The organism is Mesorhizobium sp. WSM4849, assembly GCF_055811385.1.
The window spans coordinates 36,512-60,096 of the sequence record NZ_JBVVPW010000001.1; the positions used below are offsets into that span (position 1 = coordinate 36,512).

Annotated in this window: 21 protein-coding genes and 1 pseudogene; 15 read left to right on the top strand and 7 right to left on the bottom strand. The window is 62.9% G+C overall.

The genetic code is table 11. The features are described from left to right. Positions 1-74: 74 nt before the first annotated feature. From AC0L3L_RS00175 to AC0L3L_RS00185, 3 genes are all read left to right on the top strand, one after another. Positions 75-329 (top strand): DUF6356 family protein, encoded by a 255-nt coding sequence (locus AC0L3L_RS00175; RefSeq protein WP_292595618.1) that lies wholly within the window; start codon positions 75-77, stop codon positions 327-329. A gap of 14 nt (positions 330-343) precedes the next feature. Next, complete coding sequence (locus AC0L3L_RS00180) at positions 344-1,144, top strand: class II glutamine amidotransferase (RefSeq protein WP_473636123.1); 801 nt, start codon at positions 344-346, stop codon at positions 1,142-1,144. Positions 1,145-1,325: 181 nt separating this feature from the next. After that, on the top strand, positions 1,326-2,699 hold the full coding sequence (locus AC0L3L_RS00185) for an amidase (protein ID WP_473636124.1): 1,374 nt from the start codon (positions 1,326-1,328) through the stop codon (positions 2,697-2,699). On the opposite strand, the gene AC0L3L_RS00190 is transcribed toward AC0L3L_RS00185, so the two are convergent. Then, positions 2,693-3,769, bottom strand: coding sequence for an NAD(P)/FAD-dependent oxidoreductase (locus AC0L3L_RS00190; protein ID WP_473636125.1), 1,077 nt, complete (start codon positions 3,767-3,769; stop codon positions 2,693-2,695). The genes AC0L3L_RS00185 and AC0L3L_RS00190 overlap by 7 nt on opposite strands. A 118-nt stretch (positions 3,770-3,887) precedes the next feature. On the opposite strand from AC0L3L_RS00190, the gene AC0L3L_RS00195 reads away from it, so the two are divergent. Beyond that, entirely contained in the window at positions 3,888-4,478 is a 591-nt protein-coding gene (locus tag AC0L3L_RS00195) for a TetR/AcrR family transcriptional regulator (RefSeq protein ID WP_473636126.1), read from the top strand. Positions 4,479-4,482: 4 nt separating this feature from the next. Next, on the top strand, positions 4,483-5,412 hold the full coding sequence (locus tag AC0L3L_RS00200; protein ID WP_473636127.1) for a haloalkane dehalogenase: 930 nt from the start codon (positions 4,483-4,485) through the stop codon (positions 5,410-5,412). Between the two features lie 103 nt (positions 5,413-5,515). Here AC0L3L_RS00200 and AC0L3L_RS00205 read toward each other — a convergent pair whose 3' ends face one another. Then, entirely contained in the window at positions 5,516-7,333 is a 1,818-nt protein-coding gene (locus AC0L3L_RS00205; RefSeq protein WP_473636128.1) for a winged helix-turn-helix domain-containing protein, read from the bottom strand. A gap of 181 nt (positions 7,334-7,514) precedes the next feature. Here AC0L3L_RS00205 and AC0L3L_RS00210 point away from each other — a divergent pair, with 181 nt between their 5' ends. The 5 genes from AC0L3L_RS00210 to AC0L3L_RS00230 all read left to right on the top strand — a co-directional run bounded on the left by AC0L3L_RS00210 (position 7,515) and on the right by AC0L3L_RS00230 (position 11,475). After that, complete coding sequence (locus tag AC0L3L_RS00210; RefSeq protein WP_473636129.1) at positions 7,515-7,802, top strand: DUF4242 domain-containing protein; 288 nt, start codon at positions 7,515-7,517, stop codon at positions 7,800-7,802. A 5-nt stretch (positions 7,803-7,807) separates the two neighbouring features. Further along, complete coding sequence (locus tag AC0L3L_RS00215; RefSeq protein ID WP_473636130.1) at positions 7,808-8,341, top strand: hypothetical protein; 534 nt, start codon at positions 7,808-7,810, stop codon at positions 8,339-8,341. A 179-nt stretch (positions 8,342-8,520) separates the two neighbouring features. Next, positions 8,521-9,252: a methanethiol S-methyltransferase gene (mddA, locus tag AC0L3L_RS00220; protein ID WP_473636131.1), complete on the top strand. Its 732-nt coding sequence runs from the start codon at positions 8,521-8,523 to the stop codon at positions 9,250-9,252. Between the two features lie 137 nt (positions 9,253-9,389). Then, a complete protein-coding gene (locus AC0L3L_RS00225; RefSeq protein WP_473636132.1) occupies positions 9,390-9,641 on the top strand; it encodes a DUF1127 domain-containing protein in 252 nt (83 codons plus the stop codon). A gap of 226 nt (positions 9,642-9,867) precedes the next feature. Then, entirely contained in the window at positions 9,868-11,475 is a 1,608-nt protein-coding gene (locus tag AC0L3L_RS00230; RefSeq protein WP_473636133.1) for a peptide chain release factor 3, read from the top strand. Positions 11,476-11,646: 171 nt separating this feature from the next. Here AC0L3L_RS00230 and AC0L3L_RS00235 read toward each other — a convergent pair whose 3' ends face one another. Beyond that, a complete protein-coding gene (locus AC0L3L_RS00235) occupies positions 11,647-12,120 on the bottom strand; it encodes a VOC family protein (protein ID WP_473636134.1) in 474 nt (157 codons plus the stop codon). A 254-nt stretch (positions 12,121-12,374) separates the two neighbouring features. On the opposite strand from AC0L3L_RS00235, the gene ilvD reads away from it, so the two are divergent. The 3 genes from ilvD (at position 12,375) to AC0L3L_RS00250 (ending at position 16,665) form a co-directional block, all read left to right on the top strand. Then, positions 12,375-14,219, top strand: coding sequence for a dihydroxy-acid dehydratase (gene ilvD, locus AC0L3L_RS00240; protein WP_473636135.1), 1,845 nt, complete (start codon positions 12,375-12,377; stop codon positions 14,217-14,219). A gap of 28 nt (positions 14,220-14,247) precedes the next feature. Continuing rightward, complete coding sequence (locus AC0L3L_RS00245) at positions 14,248-15,570, top strand: amidohydrolase family protein (RefSeq protein WP_473636136.1); 1,323 nt, start codon at positions 14,248-14,250, stop codon at positions 15,568-15,570. Between the two features lie 174 nt (positions 15,571-15,744). After that, positions 15,745-16,665, top strand: a complete 921-nt coding sequence (locus tag AC0L3L_RS00250) for a DMT family transporter (RefSeq protein ID WP_473636137.1) — start codon at positions 15,745-15,747, stop codon at positions 16,663-16,665. 41 nt (positions 16,666-16,706) lie between these two features. Here the strand turns inward: AC0L3L_RS00250 and AC0L3L_RS00255 are convergent, their stop codons facing one another. After that, a complete protein-coding gene (locus AC0L3L_RS00255) occupies positions 16,707-17,609 on the bottom strand; it encodes a phosphotransferase (RefSeq protein WP_473636138.1) in 903 nt (300 codons plus the stop codon). Between the two features lie 160 nt (positions 17,610-17,769). On the opposite strand from AC0L3L_RS00255, the gene AC0L3L_RS00260 reads away from it, so the two are divergent. After that, positions 17,770-18,402, top strand: a complete 633-nt coding sequence (locus AC0L3L_RS00260; protein WP_473636139.1) for a class I SAM-dependent DNA methyltransferase — start codon at positions 17,770-17,772, stop codon at positions 18,400-18,402. A gap of 262 nt (positions 18,403-18,664) precedes the next feature. Here AC0L3L_RS00260 and AC0L3L_RS00265 read toward each other — a convergent pair whose 3' ends face one another. Beyond that, entirely contained in the window at positions 18,665-19,660 is a 996-nt protein-coding gene (locus AC0L3L_RS00265; RefSeq protein ID WP_473636140.1) for a class I SAM-dependent methyltransferase, read from the bottom strand. A 156-nt stretch (positions 19,661-19,816) separates the two neighbouring features. On the opposite strand from AC0L3L_RS00265, the pseudogene AC0L3L_RS00270 reads away from it, so the two are divergent. Further along, positions 19,817-19,951, top strand: a pseudogene (locus AC0L3L_RS00270) (class I SAM-dependent DNA methyltransferase); the annotation flags it as partial. A 1-nt stretch (position 19,952) separates the two neighbouring features. On the opposite strand, the gene AC0L3L_RS00275 reads toward AC0L3L_RS00270, so the two are convergent. Further along, positions 19,953-22,406: a GcvT family protein gene (locus AC0L3L_RS00275; protein WP_473636141.1), complete on the bottom strand. Its 2,454-nt coding sequence runs from the start codon at positions 22,404-22,406 to the stop codon at positions 19,953-19,955. Continuing rightward, positions 22,403-23,287: a phosphotransferase gene (locus AC0L3L_RS00280; protein WP_473484072.1), complete on the bottom strand. Its 885-nt coding sequence runs from the start codon at positions 23,285-23,287 to the stop codon at positions 22,403-22,405. The genes AC0L3L_RS00275 and AC0L3L_RS00280 overlap by 4 nt, the downstream gene beginning before the upstream one ends. Positions 23,288-23,585 lie beyond the last annotated feature (298 nt).

A 23,585-nucleotide genomic window follows, 5' to 3' on the forward strand; every position in this document is an offset into this window, starting at 1 on the left:
TTTGGGACCGATGAACCAAAAGCTCGTGCCAGAATACTCAGCAATCGGGGCTTATCCCGGCAGGAGGGATCACCATGACGACACGGCTTGCAAGGCTCTTTACCTCTCACCCGGCCAAGGTGGGCGAGACCTATTTCAGCCATATGGCCTTCGCGGCGTGGTTCTGCTCGCGTCTGTTCATGGCAGCGTTCGCCGCGCTCATTCACGCTTTCTTGCCGTTTCTGTTTGAGACTACGGCCAGCCGAATCGTTCGCGAGCTCTATGAGCGCACGCACAACAGAGGCACACACGCAATCAAGGAGCCTGCGGCTCGCATGGATCGCGCCTGAGGGAAGATTAAGCGATGTGCCGGTGGGCGGCCTACCTTGGCGAAGCGGTTTTCCTCGAAGACATCGTCACGGCGCCCTGCCATTCGCTGATCGCCCAGAGTCATTGCGCCCAGGAAGCCAAGTCGCCAACAAATGGCGATGGCTTTGGCCTCGCCTGGTACGGCGACCGGCCCGAACCGGGTCTCTATCGCGACATTCTGCCGGCCTGGTCCGATCCCAATCTGAAGAGCCTGTGCCGGCAGATCAAATCCGGCCTGTTTCTCGCCCATGTGCGCGCCTCGACCGGCGGCGCCACCAGCCGCATGAACTGTCATCCCTTCATATCGGGCCGCTGGTCGTTCATGCACAACGGCCAGATCGGCGGCTTCGAAAAAATCCGCCGCGCGCTGGAAAACGCGCTCTCCGACGACGTCTTCGATCGGCGCGAGGGCACCACCGATTCCGAACTTTTCTTTCTCCCAATGATCGACGAGGGTCTGGCGGGCGATCCGCAAGGCGCGGTGTCGCGCGCTACGGCGCGGGTGATCGACGCCTCGCGCCGCGCCGGCTTCGAACCGGCGCTGAGACTTACCGCCGCCTTGTCGGACGGCGAATCGCTGCATGCGGTGCGCTATGCGACCGATGCCCACGCGCCGACGCTCTACACCTCCGTCTTCCGCAATGGCGGCGGGCGATGCCTTATGTCGGAGCCTTTCGACCGTGATGGCGGCGACTGGCAGCCGATCCCGCCCTCTAGCTTCGTCACCATTACCAGAGACGGCATGACCATTCGTCCGTTTGCGCCGGAACCGGTAAGACTGGCGCTGGCCGTGTAGATTCCTCGCTATCGCGGCAACATCGCGGGACAGCGCCCTGGACAGCGCCCCCCTCAGCAGACTCTCGCAGCGCAATTCCGATCAAGCACCACCTGTCCTTGAATGCTGAACTCGGCTTGAAGACGCGCCGTAGCCCGCCATTTGGTGAGGCTGGCGCCGCTAGCAAGCCGGAGCATTGGTCATGGACCTCGTCTTTTCCTCGACTATCGAACTCGCCGCCGCGATTCGCGACCGCAAGATTTCCGCCGTGGAAGCGCTGGACGCGCATTTGGCTGAGATCGACAGGCACAATGAGGCGGTCAACGCGGTCGTCACGCTCGACAGGGAAGGGGCTCGCACTCGAGCGAAGAAGGCCGACGAAGCGCAGGCGCGCGGCGACGCTCTCGGGCCGCTGCACGGCGTGCCGTTCACGCTGAAGGACACGCACGAAACACTTGGGATGAAGACCACGGTTGGCTTCCCGCCCTTTGCCGACTATGTGGCGAGAAAGGACAGCCCGGTCGTTCTCAGGTTGAAGGTGGCCGGCGGAGTGCTGGTCGGCAAGACAAATGTCGCAACGATGCTGGGCGACTGGCAATCGAACAATCCGCTGTTCGGCCGCACCAATAATCCATGGGATCTCTCGCGCACCGCCGGCGGCTCCAGCGGCGGCGCCGCGGCAGCGCTCAGCACCGGCATGACACCATTCGAGGTCGGCACCGACATGCAGGATTCGATCCGCCTGCCTGCAGCCTTTTGCGGCGTCTACGGCCTCAAGCCGACCGAGCATCGCGTCTCCCTGGCCGGCGCCTTTCCCGATCCCGCCGGTGCGCCGCGCAGCGTGCGGCTGATGTCCTGTATCGGTCCGCTGGCCCGCAACGTCGACGATCTAGCGCTGATCCTGGGGATCATAGCAGGGCCGGATGGCAGCGACACCGATCTTGCGCCGGTGCCTGTCGAGGGCACGCCGGAGCTTGACCTCAAGACCCTGCGCATCGCTTTCGCGCCGGCCTTTCCGGGTTTTCCGGTGGCCGGCGAAATCAGGGCCGCTGTCGAGAACCTGGCAAGGGAGCTTCAGTCTGCAGGCGCGATCGTCGAGCAAGCAAGACTGCCGACGCTCGACTTGCATGACGACCTGACGCAAGGCGGTGCGCTGATCGGCATGATGCTGGAGGCAACGCAGCCTGAACCGCCAGAAGAACCGACGCCGGTCTCGCGCTGGTTCGAGGCGCTCAGCCGCCGCGATCGGTCAATCCTTGCCTGGGAGCGTTTTTTCGAAGGCTGCGATGCCTTGCTGTGCCCGGCCGCCATGACCACGGCCTTTTCGCATTGCGAGCCGGGAACACCGATCAAGGTCGGTGACAAGGAGCAGAGCTACTGGATGCTGCCGGCCTATGGCGCGGTGTTCAACTATAGCGGCCACCCCGCACTTTCGCTGCCTTACACGCAGGATCGTGACGGCCTGCCCATTGGTCTGCAGCTGGTCGGCAGACGCTGGTCCGAATCGCGGCTGCTCGGCATCGCCAGGGCAATAGCGCCGCTGAGCGGCGGTTTTCGCCGTCCGCCCGGCTATTGAGCAAACCGCGTCAGCCCATAAGGCTCAAGCAGCGGATCGCGCGCGCCGTCGAGGATTTCCCGGGCGGCGAACAGGCCGACGGCAGGCGCCAGCGTGATGCCGGAATGCATGACCGCGACGTAGAGTCCGCTGATGCCTTCAGCACGTCCGATGATCGGAAAGCCGTCGATCGGCGTCGGCCGGTAGCCGACCGTGTGGAAACCCAGTTCCAGCCCATCGGCGCCGCGCAGCATGCTCTTCATCGCCGCAAACAAACCGCGAGCGGTGACTTCGGCATCCATGCCCGGATCGGCGCCGCCGAAATCGGAGCCGGCGATGATGCGGCGTTCCGCAGTCTGGCGCATGTGCAGCCGGTCGCCGATCACCAGCCCGTTGAGCAGCTTTTCGTAGGGGCGTGAGTGGACGATCAGGCCGGGCGGCGTCTCGATCGGCAGCTTTATCCCGGCCGTCGCGGCGATTGCCGGAGATCCGCCGCCCGCCGCGATCACCACCTCGTCGGCGGCAATCGGTCCGGTGGATGTATCGACGCCGGTAATCCTGCCATTGGTCTGTATTAGCGCGCTGACGGTCGTGCCGGTCATCACCCGCGCGCCGCGCAGCTCGGCGTCGGCCAGCAATGCCTGCGCGGCGGCGACCGGTTCGGCGACGCCTTCCCCGGCGACATAAAGGGCGAAATCGGGAAGCTCGGTCAGATTGGGCTCGATGCGCGCCGCTCCGGCACGGTCGACACGCTCGATGCCGTAGCCCCAGGCAGAATGCTCGACGGCATAGGCCTCCAACTCGGCCGGCGGCAGGTCCCAGCACAGGCCGCCGCACCATTCCAACGGAATGCCGGGCACGTCATGCGCAAGCCGCGTCCATTCGGCCATCGACCGAATGCGCAGGCGGAAATAGACCTCCGGATTGCCCCAACTGGCATTGATCCAGGCAAAGGAATTCGGCGTCGCGACCCCGCCGGCGCCGCTGCCGGCAATGACCGTCACCTTTGCTCCGGCCCTGGTCAGGTGCCAGGCGATGGAGGCGCCGATGATGCCGGCGCCGATGACGATGACTTCTTTCGCCGCTGTCATGCTCCACCCCTCGTTCCAACGCCCAGCACTGCGATGCCATTGCCTGTGGGTTCTGCCAAGAGCGTTCGGTATCAAATATGCCTCTTGATTTTAATACGTACGTACGTATTGTATCGCGATGGCTAGACATTCACTTCGCGAAAAACTTCTCGACGCCGGTTTCAAGACCATCTGGAGTTCCGGCTATTCGGCCGCCGGCGTACGCGACATCGTCGCCGCGGCCGATGCCCGCCCGGGGTCCTTCACCAATCATTTTGCATCCAAGGAGGCGTTTACCGGCGAGGTGCTGGACCGCTATTTCGCCTATGTGAGCGGTTTGGTGGAGCAGGCCCTCGCCCGGGACGGCAAGCCCCCGGTCGGGCGCTTGCGGCGCTATCTCGATGTCATCACTTCGAAGCTGGAGGCGCATGATTGGGCACGGGGCTGCATGATCGGCAATCTCAGCCTCGAGACGGCGGCTCACAGCGAGCCGCTAAGGCTGCAACTCGTCGCCATTTTCGAACGCTGGCGCAAGCCCTTCGCGGAATGCATCGCCGAGGGCCAGGCGGCCGGCGATATCACCGACGCGTTCGATGCCGAGGATCTCGCCGATTTCCTGTTGAGCTCCTGGCAAGGCGCGATGCTGCGCATGAAGGTGGAGCGCAGTCCCGAACCGCTCGAGCGTTTCAAGAATATCGTTTTCAAAACAGTCTTCGCAAAAAGGAGCTGATCCGATGAACCCGAAACTCGAAAAGCAGCAATCCCGCACAATGTTGCGGCGCTCGCAAGTCGCGGTACTCGATTCCACCATCTCCTATGTCGAGGCAGATACTGCCGGTCCGACGGTGCTCTTCCTGCACGGCAACCCGACGTCGTCCTACATCTGGCGCGACATCATCCCGCATGTGGCGCCGTTCGGCCGCTGCATAGCGCCCGACCTGATCGGCTATGGCCAGTCCGGCAAGCCGGACATCGACTATCGCTTCTTCGACCACGTCCGGTATCTCGATGCTTTCATCGAGACGCTTGGCATCACCGACATGCTGGTTGTCGCGCAGGACTGGGGCACCGCACTCGCCTTCCATCTCGCGGCCCGGCGGCCGCAGCGGATCCTCGGCCTCGCCTTCATGGAATTCATCCGCCCCTTCGAGAGTTGGGACGATTTTCACCAGCGTCCACAAGCGCGCGAATTGTTCAAGGCAATGCGCACGCCGGGCATCGGTGAGAAGCTTGTCCTGGAAGACAACGTCTTCGTCGAAAAGGTGCTGCCGGCCGCTGTGCTGCGCACGATGAGCGATGAGGAAATGGGAGCCTACCGGGCGCCGTTCCCGACGCCGCAATCGCGCAAGCCGGTCCTGCAGCTGCCGCGCGACCTGCCGATCGAAGGCCAGCCTGCCGATGTCGCCGCCATCAGTGAGCACGACCATCGGGTGCTCCGGCTTTCCTCCTACCCGAAGCTGCTTTTCTCAGGCGATCCGGGCGCCCTCGTCTCGCCGCAGGCGGCACGGGAATTCGCGGCGGGCCTGAAAAACTGCCGGTTGATCGATCTCGGACCCGGCGCGCATTATCTGCAGGAGGACCATGCCGACAGGATCGGCGCCGCAATTGCCGAGTGGATTCCCGAGATAGCCCTCGAGAGCCTTTCGCTTTTCGATCGACTATGAATGGCTCGCCATCCGAACGGATGATGCCGCTTCGGTCACTGAAGCGACTGTGACCAATAACTGAGCCTGGTACGGCGAGACGTTATCACGCCGCCGCAGCTTCTTACGCAGGTGCCTCGCTCTTCACGCCGGCGAGCACCCTCTTCAGCTCATCGAGGCGCCGTATCAGCCGTGACGAGTCCACTTTCTTTGCGATCGTCAGCACGGTGCCGAGTTCCAGTTCTGCGCCAGTGCGATCGCCCAATTGAATGAGCAGCGCCGCGAGGGACAGCCGCGCGTTGGCCGCATTGATTGCCGAACCGATCTCGTTCCAGCGCGAGCATGCAACTTGCAGCTCTCCAACAGCCTCGTCCAGACGGCCTTCCCGCGTGAAGAGCTCGGCCTTGGCTTCCGAGGTGAGCGCCCGGATGGATGCCATCGGCCAGCGCTGGGGCTGAGTCTCTAATTCGACAATGACCTCCTTCGCGCGCTCCAGCCGACCCGTTCGTGCCGCCACCTTTGCCAGGGTGGCGAGTATGAGACCCCGGCGCTGCAGCGTTGGCCAGGCTGAACCGATCAGGGACCGCTCGAGAGCACTGAACGCGGCCTCCGCCTGTCCTTGCTCGAGCTGCAGCAGCGCAAGCCCCGGCTGTGGGTCCCAACCGACCGCATGGGCACCACGATATGCAGCTTCCGCTTCGGTGAGGTCGCCCGCGGCAAGATGAATGTCGCCCAGTACACGCAATGCATCGCCCGTCGCCCACGGTGCGTCCAGTGCAAGCTGGTCGAGAGCGGCGCGCACCAATTCCTCCGCCTCCTTCAGCGTGCCGTGCACGCCGAGCACCTCGGCCCGATGCAACCGGCACGAGCCCGACAGGTCCTCTAGCCCATGGCCCCTGCACCAGTTCTCGTAACCGAGGGTCCACTGGTTCGCTCTCGACCAGTCGCCGAAATTTCGGCAGGCCCAAAGAACGTTGCAATAGAGGATTCCGCCGACCACCGGATCGACGTCGCTGGACAAACCGAGCGCGGCGGCGAAGTCCTGATCTTCGAGCCCAGACTGGGTCTCGCCAAGGCAAAGCTTGAAAAAACCGCGATAGACAAGGCCGAGGGACTCCACGACCGGATCTTGCAGATGTTTGCCAACGACGCAGGCCTGCTCGGCAAACGCCAGCGCCTGTTCCGGCTCCGCGTCCGCTGCCTTGATCCGCGACCCCATCCAGCACCACAGGCCGTGTTCCCGGCTATCGGTGGCAGTTCCGATCAATGCCGCCGCCCGCTGATGCCAGCCTTTGGCGACCGCAAGCTCTCCTCGCTCCAGATGGATTCTTGCAAGTGTAATTGCCGGAGCCGCCGCCCGCGAACCGAGCCCCGCAATGCTGTATGCTCTCACCGCGCGCGTCAGCTGCGGAATGGCTTCGGCCGGCCGCCCCATGCATTCCAGGGCCAGCGCCCATTCCTCGAGGTCGGCCGTCAGCAACTCATCGGCAGCGTCCGCTTCGGCGAACGACGCCGAGGCTTCGTGCCATTTCCTGGCCGAAGCAGCTGCCCGAGCGGCCAGAATCCGCAGGCTGGGGCTCGAATTCGCAATCGATGAATCTGGGAGATGGGACCCTCGCTCCGAAACTGCCGGGGGATCCACACACATCCGGTAGCCGAACCGGGGCAGGTTACGCAGCGCTGCCTCCATGCCGCCTTGGCGAAGAATGCTGCGAGCCAGGCTGGCGACACGCTGCAACGATGCCTCCGTCACCGTTACGCCTGGCCATAGCGTTTCGAGCAATTCCTCTTTGCTAAGGGCCCGGTCCTGGTTGCGCAGAAGAGTAGCCAGGAAATGGAAGACCAGAGGCTGCACCCCAATCTCCCTGCCGGCGAGACGAAGGCCTCGCGATTCCTCGTTTAACTCGAAGTCACCGAAGCAATAGACCCCCATAGGCAGCATTCCTCCTACGACAATGGATAAAGGATCAGAAGAAGATAAGAGCGGCGTAAGGACTGTTGCCCGCCCCTCCTGTCATTCTCCCTGTGCCCGGCGAGCCAACGAGCATTGTAGCTCAGCGCCCCCGGCGATGTCACCGGCAGCGATTCCGGCAGCATCTGAACCCAACACAAGGAGATATGAAATGCATAAGTACATCATCGAACGGGAGATTCCGAAGGTCGGTACTTTCGAGCGTGAGCAACTTCGCGAGGCATCCAAGGCCTCGAACGCCGTTCTCGCCGAACTCGGCCCGGAGATTCAGTGGATCGAGTCATTCGTGGCGGACGACAAGACGTTCTGCGTCTACCTCGCGGAGGACGAAGCAATCATCCAGCGCCATGCCAAGATGAGCGGCTTCCCCGCCACGAAGATCACGCAGGTCAAGCGCCTGTTCGATCCGACCACTGCTTCCGATCGCGTTGGGGCATGAGGACCGTGAAACTCCTCGCAAACCTCATCCTCGGCACGGCCTTGTCCGGTGTCATTTGGGCCTCGGCACTCGCTTGCGGCACCACGGACGCCCATGACATGGCTGACCCGGTGCTCAACCGGTCCCGGGAAATGGCGGCAAAATACCTCAACATCGAGGTCGCCAAGGCCGATGGTTACCAGCAGCTGTTCGAATGCACCACGCACGACCGGCACGGCAACATGGGCGTGCACTTCATCCATCCTGGCCGTGCCGGCGACGGCAAGCTGGTGCTCGGCGAGCCGGACGTGCTGACCTACGAACCTGAGTCCGACGGCTCCATGCAACTCGTTGGCATGGAATACATCGTTTTCGAGAAGGACTGGAAGGGCAAGAGTATTCCCGAGTTCCTCGGCCGCACCCTCCAGCACAAGACGACGGTCGGTGTTCATCCGGTGGACCCTTACTACGAGGTTCATGTCTGGCACTGGCGGCACAATCCGGCCGGCATGTTCGCCGACTGGAACCCCTATGTGAGCTGCGAACACGACCGGTCTTGACGCCCCTCACGCGGCGCAGGGGAGGGTCATTGCATGGCTCTCCCAACATTTTCGGGGCGATCTGACTGATCGCCGGCAGTCGAGCGCCGCCGGAGCAGTTTTCACCACTCTTGCAACTATCAACGACCTCGTCGTCCGACCGACGCTGTCATGAGCCATCACTTGGAGGAGGATCGACCATGGGTCGCATTTTCGCATTCATCTACGGTTTAGCCGCATATCTCGTATTCTTCGTTACCATTCTCTACGCCATCGGCTTTGTAACCGATCTGGTCGTTCCCAAGGCCATCGACACCGGAGCGGTCGTACCTCTTGCCGAGGCTGTCATCGTCAACATCCTGCTGATGAGCCTCTTCGCCGTCCAGCACAGCGTGATGGCGCGCAAGCAGTTCAAGAAGCGCTGGACGCGCTACGTCCCGAAGCCGGTCGAGCGCAGCACCTACGTGCTGCTCGCGAGTCTCGCGCTCGACCTGTTGTTCTGGCAGTGGCGCGCTATACCGGCGGTGGTGTGGCAGGTCGGCGATCCGAACGTCGCCATGGCGATCGTCGGCGTGTCACTCGTCGGTTGGGTGCTGGTCTTCACTAGTACCTTCTTGATCAACCATTTCGAGTTGTTCGGCCTGCATCAGGTCGCCAACAACCTCGTCGGTCGCGACATGCCCGCGGTCCGCTTCAGGACGCCGGTGCTCTACAAGCTCGTGCGCCACCCGATCTATCTCGGCTTCATCACCGCGTTCTGGATGGCGCCAACGATGACCTTCGGCCACCTGCTGTTTGCGACGGTAACCACGGCCTACATCTTGGTCGGCATCTTTCTCGAAGAGCGCGACCTGATCGAAATGTTTGGTGACGAGTATCGGCGCTACCGCGAGCGCGTGTCGATGCTCATCCCCTGGCGTAAGTCGGCGTGACTGGCGGCGCTTTCGCCAAAGGGCGGACGGCACCCCGTTTGCCGCCCCTGCAATCATCTCGTGCTTAACAGCGATCCCGTTGCCGCGCGAATGCGGCGAGCGGTCATCCCATCGCTTGAACAAGAGGAAATATGACCATGTCAATGGAACGTACAGGACCGGATTTCATCGTCAATCAACCCGTCAGCTCACGGATCGTTGCTGCGGCCGCCGAAATGTGCCTTGCCGGCCCGCGCGCCTTGGCCCGCATCATCCGCATTCGCAGCGACCGGACACGGCTCCATGAACTGCCGGATCACCTGCTCCACGACATCGGCATAAACCGCTCCGAAATCCCGTCGATCACTTGGTTCGGCGGCAGGGACGTCAGCCGCCGTCCGCGGGTCTGAAAGACAAGATATGCACTTACCAACAACGAACCCACGGTCGCGCGAACGCGGCGAGAGGTTATCTCCTCACTTGAACAAGAGGGAACACAGCCACGCCCATCGAAAGTATGTGACAGGATTTCATCGATTCCATCGCGCGAGAAACCAGCATGTCCCCTCAGTCGGGCCGCTCCGGGCCAAATTTATTCGACAGGCCACAAAAGCGCTGCTAGAAGCCGCGCACCACATGGGATTCCATAAATTGGCTGAAGACATCACGAACGCGGTGGCGCGCCGCCGCACTTTCGCGATCATCGCGCATCCGGACGCCGGCAAGACGACGCTAACCGAAAAGCTGCTTCTGTTCGGCGGCGCCATCCAGCTTGCCGGCGAGGTCAAGGCCAAGAAGGATCGCATCCAGACCCGGTCGGACTGGATGAAGATCGAGCGCGAGCGCGGCATCTCCGTCGTCACCTCTGTGATGACCTTCGAGTATGAGGACAACGTCTTCAACCTGCTCGACACGCCCGGCCACGAGGATTTCGCCGACGATACCTATCGTACGCTGTCGGCGGTCGATGCGGCGGTCATGGTCATCGACGCCGCCAAGGGCATCGAGCCGCGCACGCTAAAACTGTTCGAGGTGTGCCGGCTGCGCGACATCCCGATCATCACCTTCGTCAACAAGATGGACCGCGAAAGCCGCGACCCGTTCGAGATACTCGACGAGATCGAGCAGAAGCTGGCGCTGGACACCGCACCGATCACCTGGCCGATAGGCCGCGGCAAAACCTTTTCCGGCACCTACCACCTGGCGCTGAACGCCGTGCGAAAGGGCGACGCGGAGAAGGAACGCACGCCGGTCAACGGTCCGGATTCCAACCGCGTCGCCGGCCTGTTGCCGGAGAACGAGCGCGAAGCCTTCATCGAGGAACTCGAGCTGGCGCGCGAAGCCTGCCGGCCGCTCGACATCGACTCGTTTCGCGAGGGCCACCTGACGCCGGTCTATTTCGGCTCGGCGCTGCGCAATTACGGCGTGCGCGACCTGATCGAAGCGCTTGGCGCCTACGGGCCGCCGCCGCGTGCGCAGGAGGCCGACACGCGTAAGGTCGAGGCGACCGAGGACAAGATGACGTCGTTCGTCTTCAAGATCCAGGCCAACATGGACCCTAACCACCGCGACCGCATCGCCTTCGTCCGCGTCTGCTCGGGCAAGCTCGAGCGCGGCATGAAGGCCAAGCTGGTGCGCACGGGAAAACCGATGAGCCTGTCGGCGCCGCAATTCTTCTTCGCCCGCACCCGCGTCACCGCCGACGAGGCTTTTGCCGGCGACGTCGTCGGCATCCCCAACCACGGCACGCTGCGCATCGGCGATACGCTGACCGAGGGCGAGGAGATCCTGTTCCGCGGCGTTCCGAACTTCGCGCCGGAAATCCTGCGCCGCGTCCGCCTCGGCGACGCGATGAAGGCCAAGAAGCTGAAGGAAGCGCTGCACCAGATGGCTGAGGAAGGCGTCGTGCAACTGTTCTCGCCGGAGGATGGTTCGCCGGCAATCGTCGGCGTCGTCGGCGCGCTGCAGCTCGACGTGCTGAAGGAGCGGCTGAGCATCGAATACACGCTGCCCGTCGATTTCGAGATGTCGCGCTTTTCCGTCTGCCGCTGGATATCGGCTGACGACAAGGCCGAGGTGCATCGTTTCATCGAGGCGCATCGCGGCGACATCGCCCGCGATCTCGACAATGATCCGGTGTTCCTGGCCCAGCACGCCTTCTCGCTCAACTACGAGGCCGAGCGCTGGAAGGCGATCCGCTTTGCGGCGGTGAAGGATTATCAGGTCCGCGACAAGGCGGCTTGAGCACTCTTCACCTTCTCCCCTTGTGGGAGAAGGTGTCGCCTAAGGCGACGGATGAGGGGTGTTCCAGGGAACACCGACGCCTCATTCTGTCCAACACCCCTCAACCGTCTCGGCGCTGCGCGCCGATCCACCTTCTCCCACAAGGGGAGAAGGGAAGATCGGACGGCTCACTCAGCCCTTGGCTGCCTCTTCGATCTTGGCGATGTCGATCTTGGTCATTTGCATCATCGCCTGCATGACACGGCCGGCCTTTTCTGTGTCGGGGTCCTGCAGCAGCCTCGGCAATTGCTCCGGCACGACCTGCCAGGAGACGCCGAATTTGTCCTTCAGCCAGCTGCACTGGCTGGGCTCGCCACCGCCCTCGATGAGCCTGTCCCAGAAATAGTCGACCTCCTCCTGCGTCTTGCAGTCGATGGAGAGCGAGAGTGCCTCGGTGAACTTGAATTGTGGCCCGCCGTTGAGCGCCTGGAACTGCACGCCGTCGAGCTCGAAATAGGTCACCAGCACCTTGCCCTCATTATCGCCGCTGCCCTTGGGCCAGCGCATCACGCTCAGCACCTTCGAATTCTTGAAGATGGAGATGTAGTGGTTCATGGCCTCCTCGGCCTGGTCGTCGAACCACAGGCAGGGGGTGATCTTTTGCATTTTGCTTGCTCCTCGGGCTGTCTTCGGTTGCTATCACGGTGAAACGGCTAGCTCCGAGAATGCTGCCATCCTCTTGCCGTTTGCCCAAGGACGGCTGCTCGGCACGCAATCCGACAGTGGCATCGAAATTTTCGAAAGAATCTGGCGCGGCGCAAAATTGTGGCCAGACCAGGCGTCGGCGTCTATAACGCCTGAGGTCGAATTCAGCGCCGCCGCGCTCCCATCGAGCGCCGCCGGCCAGTCAAGGAAAATTCATGCCTGCCTATCGCTCCCGCACCACCACCCATGGCCGCAACATGGCCGGCGCCCGCGGCCTGTGGCGCGCCACCGGCATGAAGGATTCCGATTTCGGCAAGCCGATCATCGCTGTCGTCAATTCCTTCACCCAGTTCGTTCCGGGCCATGTCCATTTGAAGGACCTCGGCCAGTTGGTCGCCCGCGAGATCGAGAAGGCCGGCGGCGTGGCCAAGGAGTTCAACACCATCGCTGTCGACGACGGCATCGCCATGGGCCATGACGGCATGCTCTATTCGCTGCCGTCGCGCGAGCTGATCGCCGACTCGGTCGAGTACATGGTCAATGCCCACTGCGCCGACGCCATGGTCTGCATCTCCAATTGCGACAAGATCACGCCGGGCATGCTGATGGCGTCGCTGCGCCTCAACATCCCGACGGTCTTCGTCTCCGGCGGGCCGATGGAAGCCGGCAAGGTGGTGCTCGCCGGCAAGACGCAGGCGCTCGATCTCGTCGACGCCATGGTCGCTGCCGCCGACGACAAGATCTCCGACGAGGACGTCAAGACCATCGAGCGCTCGGCCTGCCCGACCTGCGGCTCCTGCTCGGGTATGTTCACCGCCAATTCGATGAACTGCCTGACCGAGGCGCTCGGCCTTTCGCTGCCCGGCAACGGCTCGACGCTGGCGACGCACGCCGACCGCAAGCGGCTGTTCGTCGAGGCCGGCCATCTGATCGTCGATCTCGCCCAGCGCTACTACGAGCAGGACGACGACACCGCGCTGCCGCGCAGCATCGCCTCGAAGGGCGCCTTCGAGAATGCGATGACGCTCGACATCGCCATGGGTGGCTCGACCAACACCGTGCTCCACATCCTGGCTGCCGCGCATGAGGGCGAGGTCGATTTCACCATGGAGGACATCGACCGGCTGTCGCGGCGGGTTCCGGTGCTGTGCAAGGTTGCGCCGGCCAAGGCGGATGTGCACATGGAGGACGTCCACCGCGCCGGCGGCATCATGGCGATCCTCGGCCAGCTCGATAGCGCCGGGCTGATCAACCGCGACCTGCCGACCGTGCACACCGCAAGTCTCGGCGAAGCGCTCGACCATTGGGATATCTCGCGCACTTCAAGCCAGAACGTTCGCGATTTCTTCCTTGCGGCACCAGGCGGCGTGCCGACGCAAGTCGCCTTCAGCCAGGACCGGCGCTGGGACGATCTCGACACGAACCGCGAAACCGGCGTTATCCGCTCGGTGGAGCATCCCTTTTCCAGGGACGGCGGCCTTGCCGTGCTCAAGGGCAATCTGGCACTGGACGGCTGCATCGTAAAAACCGCGGGCGTCGATGAATCCATCCTGAAATTCACCGGCCCGGCCAGGGTGTTCGAAAGTCAGGACGCCAGCGTCAAGGCGATCCTGTCCAACGAGATCAAGGCCGGCGATGTCGTCGTCATCCGCTACGAAGGGCCGCGCGGCGGCCCCGGCATGCAGGAAATGCTCTACCCGACCAGCTACCTCAAGTCGAAGGGCCTCGGCAAAGCCTGCGCGCTGGTCACCGACGGCCGCTTTTCCGGCGGCACTTCGGGCCTGTCGATCGGCCATGCCTCTCCCGAGGCGGCGGAAGGCGGGCTGATCGGGCTGGTGCATGAGGGCGACACGATCGAGATCGATATCCCGAACCGCACCATCCGGCTTGCCGTCGACGATGCCGAACTGGCCGCCCGCCGCGCCGCGATGGAGGCAAAGGGAGCTGCCGCCTGGAAGCCAGAGGAAAAGCGCAAGCGCAAGGTGACGATGGCCTTGCGCGCCTACGCCTCGATGGCGACCAGTGCTGCAAAGGGTGCTGTAAGGTATGTGCCGGAATAGGTTCGCTTCTTCAAAGGGATGACGGTAGATGGATTTCGACCTTATCGTCCGCGGCGGCATACTGCCCGACGGCACGATCGCCGATATCGGCATCATCGGCGAGACGATCGCAGCCATCGAGCCGCAGCTGAACGTTAGCGCGGGCACGGCGATCGACGCCCATGGCAATCTGATCTCGCCGCCTTTCGTCGATCCGCATTTTCACATGGACGCCACGCTCTCCTTGGGCATCCCGCGCATCAACGCGTCGGGCACGCTGCTGGAAGGCATTTCGCTGTGGGGCGAGCTGAAGCCGCTGTTGACGCACGAAGCGGTGCGCGAGCGCGCGCTCGCCTATTGCGACTGGGCTGTCACAATGGGCCTGCTCGCCATCCGCACCCATGTCGATGTCTGCGATACCAGGTTGCTGGCGGTCGAAGCCCTGCTCGATGTGAAGAAGACGGTCGCGCCCTATATCGACCTGCAACTGGTCGCCTTCCCGCAGGATGGGTTTTATCGCTCGCCGACGGCGCGCGATAACACCATCCGGGCGCTCGACATGGGTGTAGACATCGTCGGCGGCATTCCGCATTTCGAGCGCACCATGGCCGACGGCACGCGTTCGGTGACGGAACTTTGCGAAATCGCGGCAAAGCGCGGTCTGATGGTCGACCTGCATTGCGACGAGACCGATGATCCTCTGTCGCGCCATATCGAACAGCTAGCCTATGAGACGCAACGCCTCGGCCTGCAGGGCAGGGTCGCCGGCTCGCATCTCACTTCGATGCACTCGATGGACAATTACTATGTCTCGAAGCTGTTGCCGCTGATCGCCGAGGCAGGCGTCTCGGCGATCCCCAATCCGCTGATCAACATCATGCTGCAGGGCCGCCACGACACATACCCCAAACGCCGCGGCCTGACGCGGGTCAAGGAAATGCTTGCCCACGGCATCCGCGTCGGCTGGGGCCAGGATTGCGTGCTTGACCCCTGGTATTCGCTGGGCACCGCCGACATGCTCGACGTCGCCTTCATGGGCCTTCACGTCGCCCAGATGTCGAGCCCGGCCGACATGGCACGCTGCTTCGACATGGTCACCAACGTCAACGCTGCCATCATGGGCCTCGACCATCTCGGCCTGGCGGTCGGCAAGCGCGCCAGTCTCGTCGTCCTCGATGCCGGCGACCCGGTCGAGGCCTTGCGCCTGCGCCCCGAGCGCCTCTGCGTCATCGCCAGGGGCAAGGTGGTGGCCGAGCGGGCCAGGCAGGAAACGCGGCTTTCGATCGCCGGACGGCCGGGAACAGTGAACCGCAGGCATCGCCGCCCACTTCACGACAATCGTTCGGTCATCATTCGGCCACGGCCAAAGTAGGCGCAACCCTTAGCTTAGCCGCAGAGCGGCCATTCAAGCTGCGATCTGCGCCATAGGCCCAGCCGATTTCCGGCTCTGGTCTGGCCGGGGTTCCCGATTTCCGCTCGTCAAAGCGGCTGCTTGCGTCTACGACGCTGCTCACCGAGCTTTCATGCGGGAGGAAGCGACATCGGCATGGCACAGCCACCAGCCCAGAATTCGACGATTAGGAACGTGCTTTTGGCGGGCATTCTGCTGATGCTGGCCGGCGATTTCCTGTTTGCGTTGAACGATGCAATGGGCAAATGGCTGGTCGCCAGCTTTTCTGTCGGCCAGGTCGTGCTGATCCGTTCCATCGGCGCATTTTTCGTGCTCGGCCCGATGATCGCGCGTCAAGGTACGGCCAAGCTGTTCCGCATGGAACGCCTGGAACTGCAGGTCTTGCGCGTCGTCATGACGACGCTTGACACGGCGCTGTTCTACGCCGCCGTCGTCTATCTGCCGCTCGCCGACGTCATGAGCTTTTATATGGCGGGGCCGATCTATGTGGCGGCGCTATCCCACCTGTTGCTCGGTGAAAAGGTCGGCTGGCGCCGCTGGATGGCGATCCTGGTCGGCTTCTGCGGCGTGCTGATCATGCTCAAACCGTCCTCAGCCGCGTTTTCGCTGTCGTCGACCTTCGCGCTGGCCGGTAGCATTTCATTCGCCTTCGCCATCATCCTCAACCGGCGGTTGCGTGGCACCAGCGACACCTCGCTCGTTACCTGGCAAACCATCGGCACATTGCTGGTCGGCGGGTTTCTCAGCATCGGCAACTGGCAGACACCGTCCTCGCTCGATCTCGGCGCCATGCTGCTTCTTGGCGTCGTCTCCTGCGGCGCGCACCTGATGATCACCAGGGCGCTGAAGCTGGCGCCGGCTTCGACGCTGGCGCCGCTGCATTACAGCCTGCTGCTGTGGGCCGTCATCTTCGGATTGGCGTTCTTCGGCGACATGCCCGGCCCGCGCATCCTGATCGGCTCGGGCATCATCGTGCTGGCCGGCCTGTTCATCTTCCATCGCCAGAAAGTGGTCGACACGGTGCCGCCCGAAAACGTGCCGAAAGGTGTCAACTAGGGTCCAGATTTCTGGTGCCTTAAGGTTCAGATTTTTGGTACTTAACCCGCGCGCACCGCCGCCAGATGCCTTGAGAAGTCGGCCGTCTCCATCAGCGTCCTGCAGCGTGAAAAGCGACCGTCGGCATAGGCGCGGAAATCGTCGACCGGATTGCTGTTGGCAAGCTGGATCAGCCCCCACAGCGTCCACAAGAGATCGCACATCGCCTTGTAGATGACGATGCGGCCGCGCTCCGCCGGCGTTGGCTCGCCACCGAAATAGGCGCCTATCATCTCTTCCTCCTGCGCCGTATCAAACTGTCCTTCGACGCTGAGGTCGCCGAGATCCCAGAGCGGATCGTTCATGCCGGAATATTCCCAGTCGACGATCCACATCCTGTCGCCCGTATCGAGGAAGTTTTCGCACAGCGGATCGCAGTGGCAGGCGACAAGAGGCAGGGGATGCGCGGCAAGCGCCGAGCGCACGGTTTCCGCCTCGAGCACGACGTCGTGGTAACCGGCAGGCAGGGCGACGTCCTTGGTCGACAACACCTTCAGATAGTCGTCGATCATCGCAAAAAGCTCGAAGCGGAAGGGAAACATCGCGCCGGATGTATGCAGTCTGCGAAAGGCCTTGCCGGCGCGCGCCGGACTGCCGTGCCGTGTCTTGAACTTTTCCGGCGACATCGTCTCGGCGCCGGCGATGAAGCGCGTCACCATCACGCCTGTCTCGCCGTCGACATGCAGCAGCTCGGGGCTGACGCCGGCCTTGGCGGCTTCCCGTGCCGCCACCGCCTCGTTGGCGCGGTTGATATACTCCTCTGTGCCTTTGCCGGGAATCCGCAGGCAGACATCTCCAGCCCTGAAGACGAGGTTGGTGAGGCCGCCAAGCCGCTCCAAGGGTCCCTCGTAGCCGGCCAGCACCGGAATGGCTGCAAGCGCCGCGCGTGCTTCCTCGTTCACCATCGCTTCCGCCCCTCTTTCGCGTCTTTATTGTGGCGACGACGGTTCCACAAATTTCGCCGTTTGGCTATCATCGGATGGCATGCGATTCACGCCAGCGCCGCGCCGTCCTGTCGGACGCGCAAGGACGCTGCAGCACTTTGATTTTGCGGACGGGACTGTGATGGTGGACAGGAAAAATGAGGGCGCGCTCGCCGCGGCCTATGCGGCGAAGCGGCCAGACGAAGTGGCGGCACTCTACGACCGCTGGTCCGACACCTACGACGCCGACATGTCGGCGGCCGGTTATCGCCATCCGACTATCTGCCTCGCCTTGCTTGCCCGCCATCTGCCGCGGGGCGCGGCACCGCTCCTCGATGCCGGTGCCGGCACCGGGCTCATCGGCGAGTGGCTGAAGATCGCGGGCTATCCGCAGGTCGAGGCGCTCGACATTTCCGAGGGCATGCTGGCCCAGGCAGCGCGCAAGCGCGTCTATTCGGCGCTTCACTGCCTGACGCTCGGCGGCCAGCTGCCTTTCGCCGATGACGCCTATGCCGGCATCATATCGGCCGGCGTCTTCACCTCGGGCCATGTCGGCGCCGAGGGGCTCGACGAACTGATCCGTATCTGCCGGCCGGGCGGGATAATCGTGCTGACGGTCAAGAACACGCTATGGGACGCCGGCTTTTCCGCACGGATCGCCGACCTCGAGGCGAAGGGCGTCGTCACACGTGCCGAGGAGACGTCGCCCTATGTCTCCATGCCGGGCGAGGCGGACACCGTGCCCAGCCGCGGCCTCGTTCTGCGCGTGAACTGATCATTCTTCCATTCCCCTCGTTAAGGTTCCCGTGCGCTCGATGTCACCAAAAGTGATACTGCTGGCGAAGTCAATTTGGCCGCGGCTAGACAATTGACAGCCCGAGTTTACAAGCAACATGTTGCCCCCGAACTGGGCTTATTTCCGACTTCGCCAGCAGTATCAAAAGTGCCAAGAGCCGACCTCCTTTACGCCTCCGGGGAATTCAGGCGGCTTGCAGCCGTCGGTGAAGGTGCGTCAACGCCGCCGTCTGTCCGACATTTCATTGGATGATCCTCCTCAGCACTGCCTTCACAGGGCCGGGCAGGAACCTGCTCAATCGCGACCGCAGACCTCTCGACCTTCTGCGCGACACTCCGGGAATGCACGGGAGCTGCTCGATATACTCTGGCCTTTCGGGGCGATCGATCTCGGGCGATGCGTCCGTAATGGGCGAGGAGAGCAGTGGCTGACTCCGCCCTTTGATAGCAACCAGGGTGATGCGATCCCTCCAGACGACATGCCTGTCCCCTTCTGCAGCCAGCGGCCAGTTGGGATTATGATACTCGTAGGGGTTCAAGCACTCGTAGACGGACGTGAAGCCCACGTGTCGGAGTAGGTTGCAGAGCGATGCACGCGTGAAGAGGAAGGCCTTCGGGTTGTCGAGCGAGTTCCAGTGCGCTGCCAGCTTCTCCTCGGAGGTCGCATCAGTATCGTGTTCCTTGCCATACCTGCCCCAGTAGGTCTTCCCCTTCCAAGTGTATGACGCTTCGTCGCTGAGGCTGATATGGGTATCGATTATTGACATCTTTCCGCAAACCTTCGAGATTCTCTCCACGAAGTCCATGACATCCGGAGCATCCAAGTGATAAAGGATCCCCAAACATAGAACTACATCGAAACGACCATGGCGCTCCTCGTCGAGGTTGCGCACGTCATTTAGGGCGAGTTCGAGGTTGTCCAGGGAGAGTACCTCCTTAGCGAAGTGCACCTTCTCAAGGTTCGCCTCCCGACCCTCGATGGCGAGCACGTCGGCCCCATGGAGCGCGAACTCGATCCCGTATTGCCCCTCGAGACACGCCAGGTCCAGAACGCGAAGCTTCTCCAACGGCTTCCCCGCAAGATCTGCAGCGATCTGCACGAAGCGCCTCAATCGGGCGTCCCAGTGCGGCTCATCGAACGTGTCAATTTGATCGGCCAGATGGATGGAACCTGCCGTCCAGGGGCCGAACCTTTCGATAATCTTCTGCTTTTTCTCCTTGATTTCGTTTATTTGCATATTGTGCCCTCGTCATAGAAAAACAGTCTCGAACGTGTAGACTCCAGGGGAAATGCTAGACAAGTTTCAGGAAAAGTGAATAGGATGTTATCCTCAGTAACCCTAGAGCGGTTCTCGATCTGACGTACGGACTCAAGCTCAGTGCTTATAGGCGCCGGCTTTTCCGCACGGATCGCCGACCTCGAGGCGAAGGGCGTCGTTACGCGCGCCGAGGAGACGTCGCCCTATGTCTCCATGCCGGGCGAGGCGGACACCGTGCCCAGCCGCGGGCTCGTTCTGCGCGTGAGCTGATCTAGGCTCTGATTCTTGCTCCCACCGGATCGTAAAGCGGCTCGAGATGGATTTTTGCCGGCGTCCGTTCCATCGCCACCACCAGCTCGTAGTCGCCGGAGGTGAGGAAATCGTCGCTGACGCCGTCGGCGTTGCGCACATAGCCGTAGCCGATGTTCTTGCCGACCGTGTAGCCATAGCCGCCGCTGGTCAGGTAGCCGACCGGCTCGCTGTTGCGCAAGATCGTCTCGCGCCCGAGCAGCACGATTTCGCAATCATCGACGGTGAAGCCGGCAAAGCGTTTTTTCAGCGCGGCGCCGCTGATCTCTTCCAGCGCCCGCCGCCCGAGAAAATCGGTATTCTTGCGGAGCTTCACCGCCCAGCCGAGGCCGGCCTCCTGCGGCGTGTCATTGGGCGTAATGTCGGAGCCCCAGGCGCGGTAGCCTTTTTCCAGCCGCAGCGATTCCAGCGCCCGGTAGCCGACCGGGCGGATACTGTGCTTCTCGCCCGCCGCCATCAGCGCGTCGAAGATCTCGCCCGTTGCCGCGATCGGCACATGCAGCTCCCAGCCGAGCTCGCCGACATAGGTGACGCGCAGCGCCCGGACTGTGTGGCCGGCGATCGAGATTTCCCGCACATGTCCGAACGGGAACGCGGTGTTTGACACATCCGCATCGGTCACCGCAGCCAGCACGTCGCGGGCGCGCGGCCCCATCAGCGACAGCGTGCCGAAATCCTCGGTGACATCGGTGAGCGTCACGTCGAGCTCGTTGCCGACATGGTCGCCGATCCACGAGAAGTCATGCGTCCTAAAACCGGTGCCGGTGACGACGTAGAATCGTTCTTCGCCGAGCCGAGCCACGGTCAGGTCGGCCTCGATGCCGCCGCGCGTGTTGAGAAGCTGCGTGTAGGTCAGCCGGCCGACCGGCTTGGCGACGTCGTTGGCGCAGATCCAGTCGAGCGCCTTCAGCGCGTCCGCCCCGGTCAGTTCATATTTGGCGAAGGACGACTGGTCGAAGATGCCGACGTTCTCGCGCACGTGCCGGTGCTCGTCGCCGACCGGCAAAAACCAGCTCTGCCGGCCCATCGAATAGATGTCCTTCGGCTCGACGCCTTCGGGCGCGAACCAGTTCGGCCGCTCCCAACCGAGTTTGGAGCCGAACACGGCGCGATGCTTTTGCAGCCGTTCGTAGAGCGGCGACACGATCCGTGGCCGGCCCGTGACATACTCCTCATGCGGGAAGCCGATCGTATAGTGCTTGCCATAGGCTTCCAGCGTGCGGTCGCGGACCCATAGCCGGTCGCGGTGCAAGTCGGAAAAGCGTCTGATATCGACCACCCACAGATCGAGTGGCGCCTCGCCGTCGACCACCCACTGCGCCAGCACCCAGCCGGCGCCGCCGCCCGCCGCGATGCCGAAGGCGTTGAAGCCGGCGCCGACGAACATGTTGGCGCATTCGGGTGCCACGCCGAGAATGAAATTGCCGTCCGGCGTGAAACTCTCCGGCCCGTTGATCATCTGCTTGACGCCGACGGTTTCGAGCGCCGGAACCCGCGCGATCGCCTGGTTCATATGCTGCTCGAAATGATCGTAATCGTCGTCGAACAGCCGGAACTCCCAGTCATCAGGGACATCACCGCCGGGAAGATCGGTCGTCCAGGCTTGCGGGTTCGGCTCATAGCCGCCCATCACCAGCCCGCCGACCTCCTCCTTGAAATAGATGCGCCGGTCGGGGTCGCGGATCGTCGGCGCGTCGGTCGCCAACCCGTCTATTCTTTCGGTGATGATGTACTGGTGCTTGACCGGCTGCAGCGGCACATTGATGCCGGCTAGCGTACCCACCTGGCGCGCCCATTGCCCGGCACAGTTCACCACCTTGTCGCAGGCGATATCGCCCTTGTTGGTCTTTACCGCGGTGATGCGGCCATCCTGCATGTCGAAGCCGGTGACGCGGATATCCTCGAACAGCCTGGCACCGTGCATGCGAGCGCCTTTGGCCAGCGACTGCGTGATGTCGGAAGGGCTTGCCTGGCCGTCGGTCGGCAGCCAGCTGGCGCCGACGAGATCGCCGGTTTCCAGCAGCGGCCACATTGTCTTGACCTCGGCCGGTGACAGCAACTGCATATCCATGCCGAAGCTTTTCGCCGTCGTCGCCAGCCTCTTGTACTCGATCCAGCGGTCGGCATTGGTGGCGAGCCTGAGGCACCCCGTCATCTTCCAGCCGGTGGCCAGCCCGGTTTCGGCTTCCAGCCCCTTGTAGAGATCGACCGAATATTTGAGCACGCGGGTGATAGAGGCCGACGAGCGCAACTGCCCGACCAGCCCCGCCGCATGCCAGGTGGAGCCCGAAGTCAGCTTGCCCTGTTCCAAAAGTACGACATCGGCCTTGTGGTCACGCGCCAGATGATAGGCCGTCGAACAGCCGATTATGCCGCCGCCGATGACGACGATCTCGGCGTGGGCGGGCAATTTCATGATTTCTGTCCGTATTTTGTTCGGTAGTTTTCCAGCGCGGCATCGAGCCGCGTCAGGTTTTCGTCGGTATAGGCAACGTAGTCGATGCCGGGCGCGTCGAGATAAAGTTCGGAAACCATGCTCCACATCGCCTCGCGCAGCAGCGATGCGCATTGCATGGCCGCATGTGAGCGGCGGATCGCCTCATCCGGCTCCTTCATGAAATAGGCGGTCAGGAAGGCGAATGACTCCTCGTCGTTCATGCTGGCGTTCGAGGCGACACCGGCAAGGTCGAACATCGCCGTGTTGAAGCCGGCATATTCAAAATCGATCAGCCACAGCCTGTGGCCGTCGTCGAGGATATTAGCCGGCAAAAGGTCATTGTGACCGAAGACGATCGGCAGCAGTTTTTGCGCCCGTTCGAGTTCGTCCGCAAGCGTCAGCAGCCGCGGCAACTCGCTTCGCATGCGGCTGCCGGCTTCCTCCAGCGTGCGCGCATAGTCGCGGATGACATGGAACACCCAGAACATGAAGCCGGCGCCGGAGACATGATTCGGCATCTCGCGATGGAAGCCGCGCATCAGGGCGGCGACGCGGCCGATATTAGCGCGCACGTCTTCCGCGACATAGGTCTTGGCGCCGAGAAATTCCGTCACCAAAATGCCGGGCTCGGAATAATGGACCGCTGGCGCGAAGCCGGCGGCGTGCGCCGCGCGCGCGGTCATCACCTCGCGCTCGCGAAAGACGTGATGGAACGGAAAGTCCTGGCCAAAGCGCACGACATGCCGCCCGGCGGCGTCCTCGACCAGATAGTTGGCGTTGCTCAAGCCGCCCGGCAACGGCGCGATCTCGATGCTGCCGGTCCAGCAGGGCAAGGCGCGGATGCGGTCCTCTGCGGTCACAGGTTCATCCCTCGTTGCGCGGGGGTCAAGGTGCCGCGGGCGACACAATGATGGCGGCCGGCAGGAGGGAGCAATGCGAAGATCTCGTCGGTGCGGGATCCCGGGATCGGTATCCCGCACCGCACCGACGAGCCCCTGTGCCGGGTTCTTCGACTCCGGCATCCGCCCCCGCGGATTCGAAAAAATCCTTTTCCCTTGCGCCAGACGACTTTCCAGCCGTTCGGGCAGGCGAATTTTGGTGCGGCTCTGCCATCGTTCTCCCGTGGCAGTTCCGAGCCTGTCACGAAGCCAGTGTCAC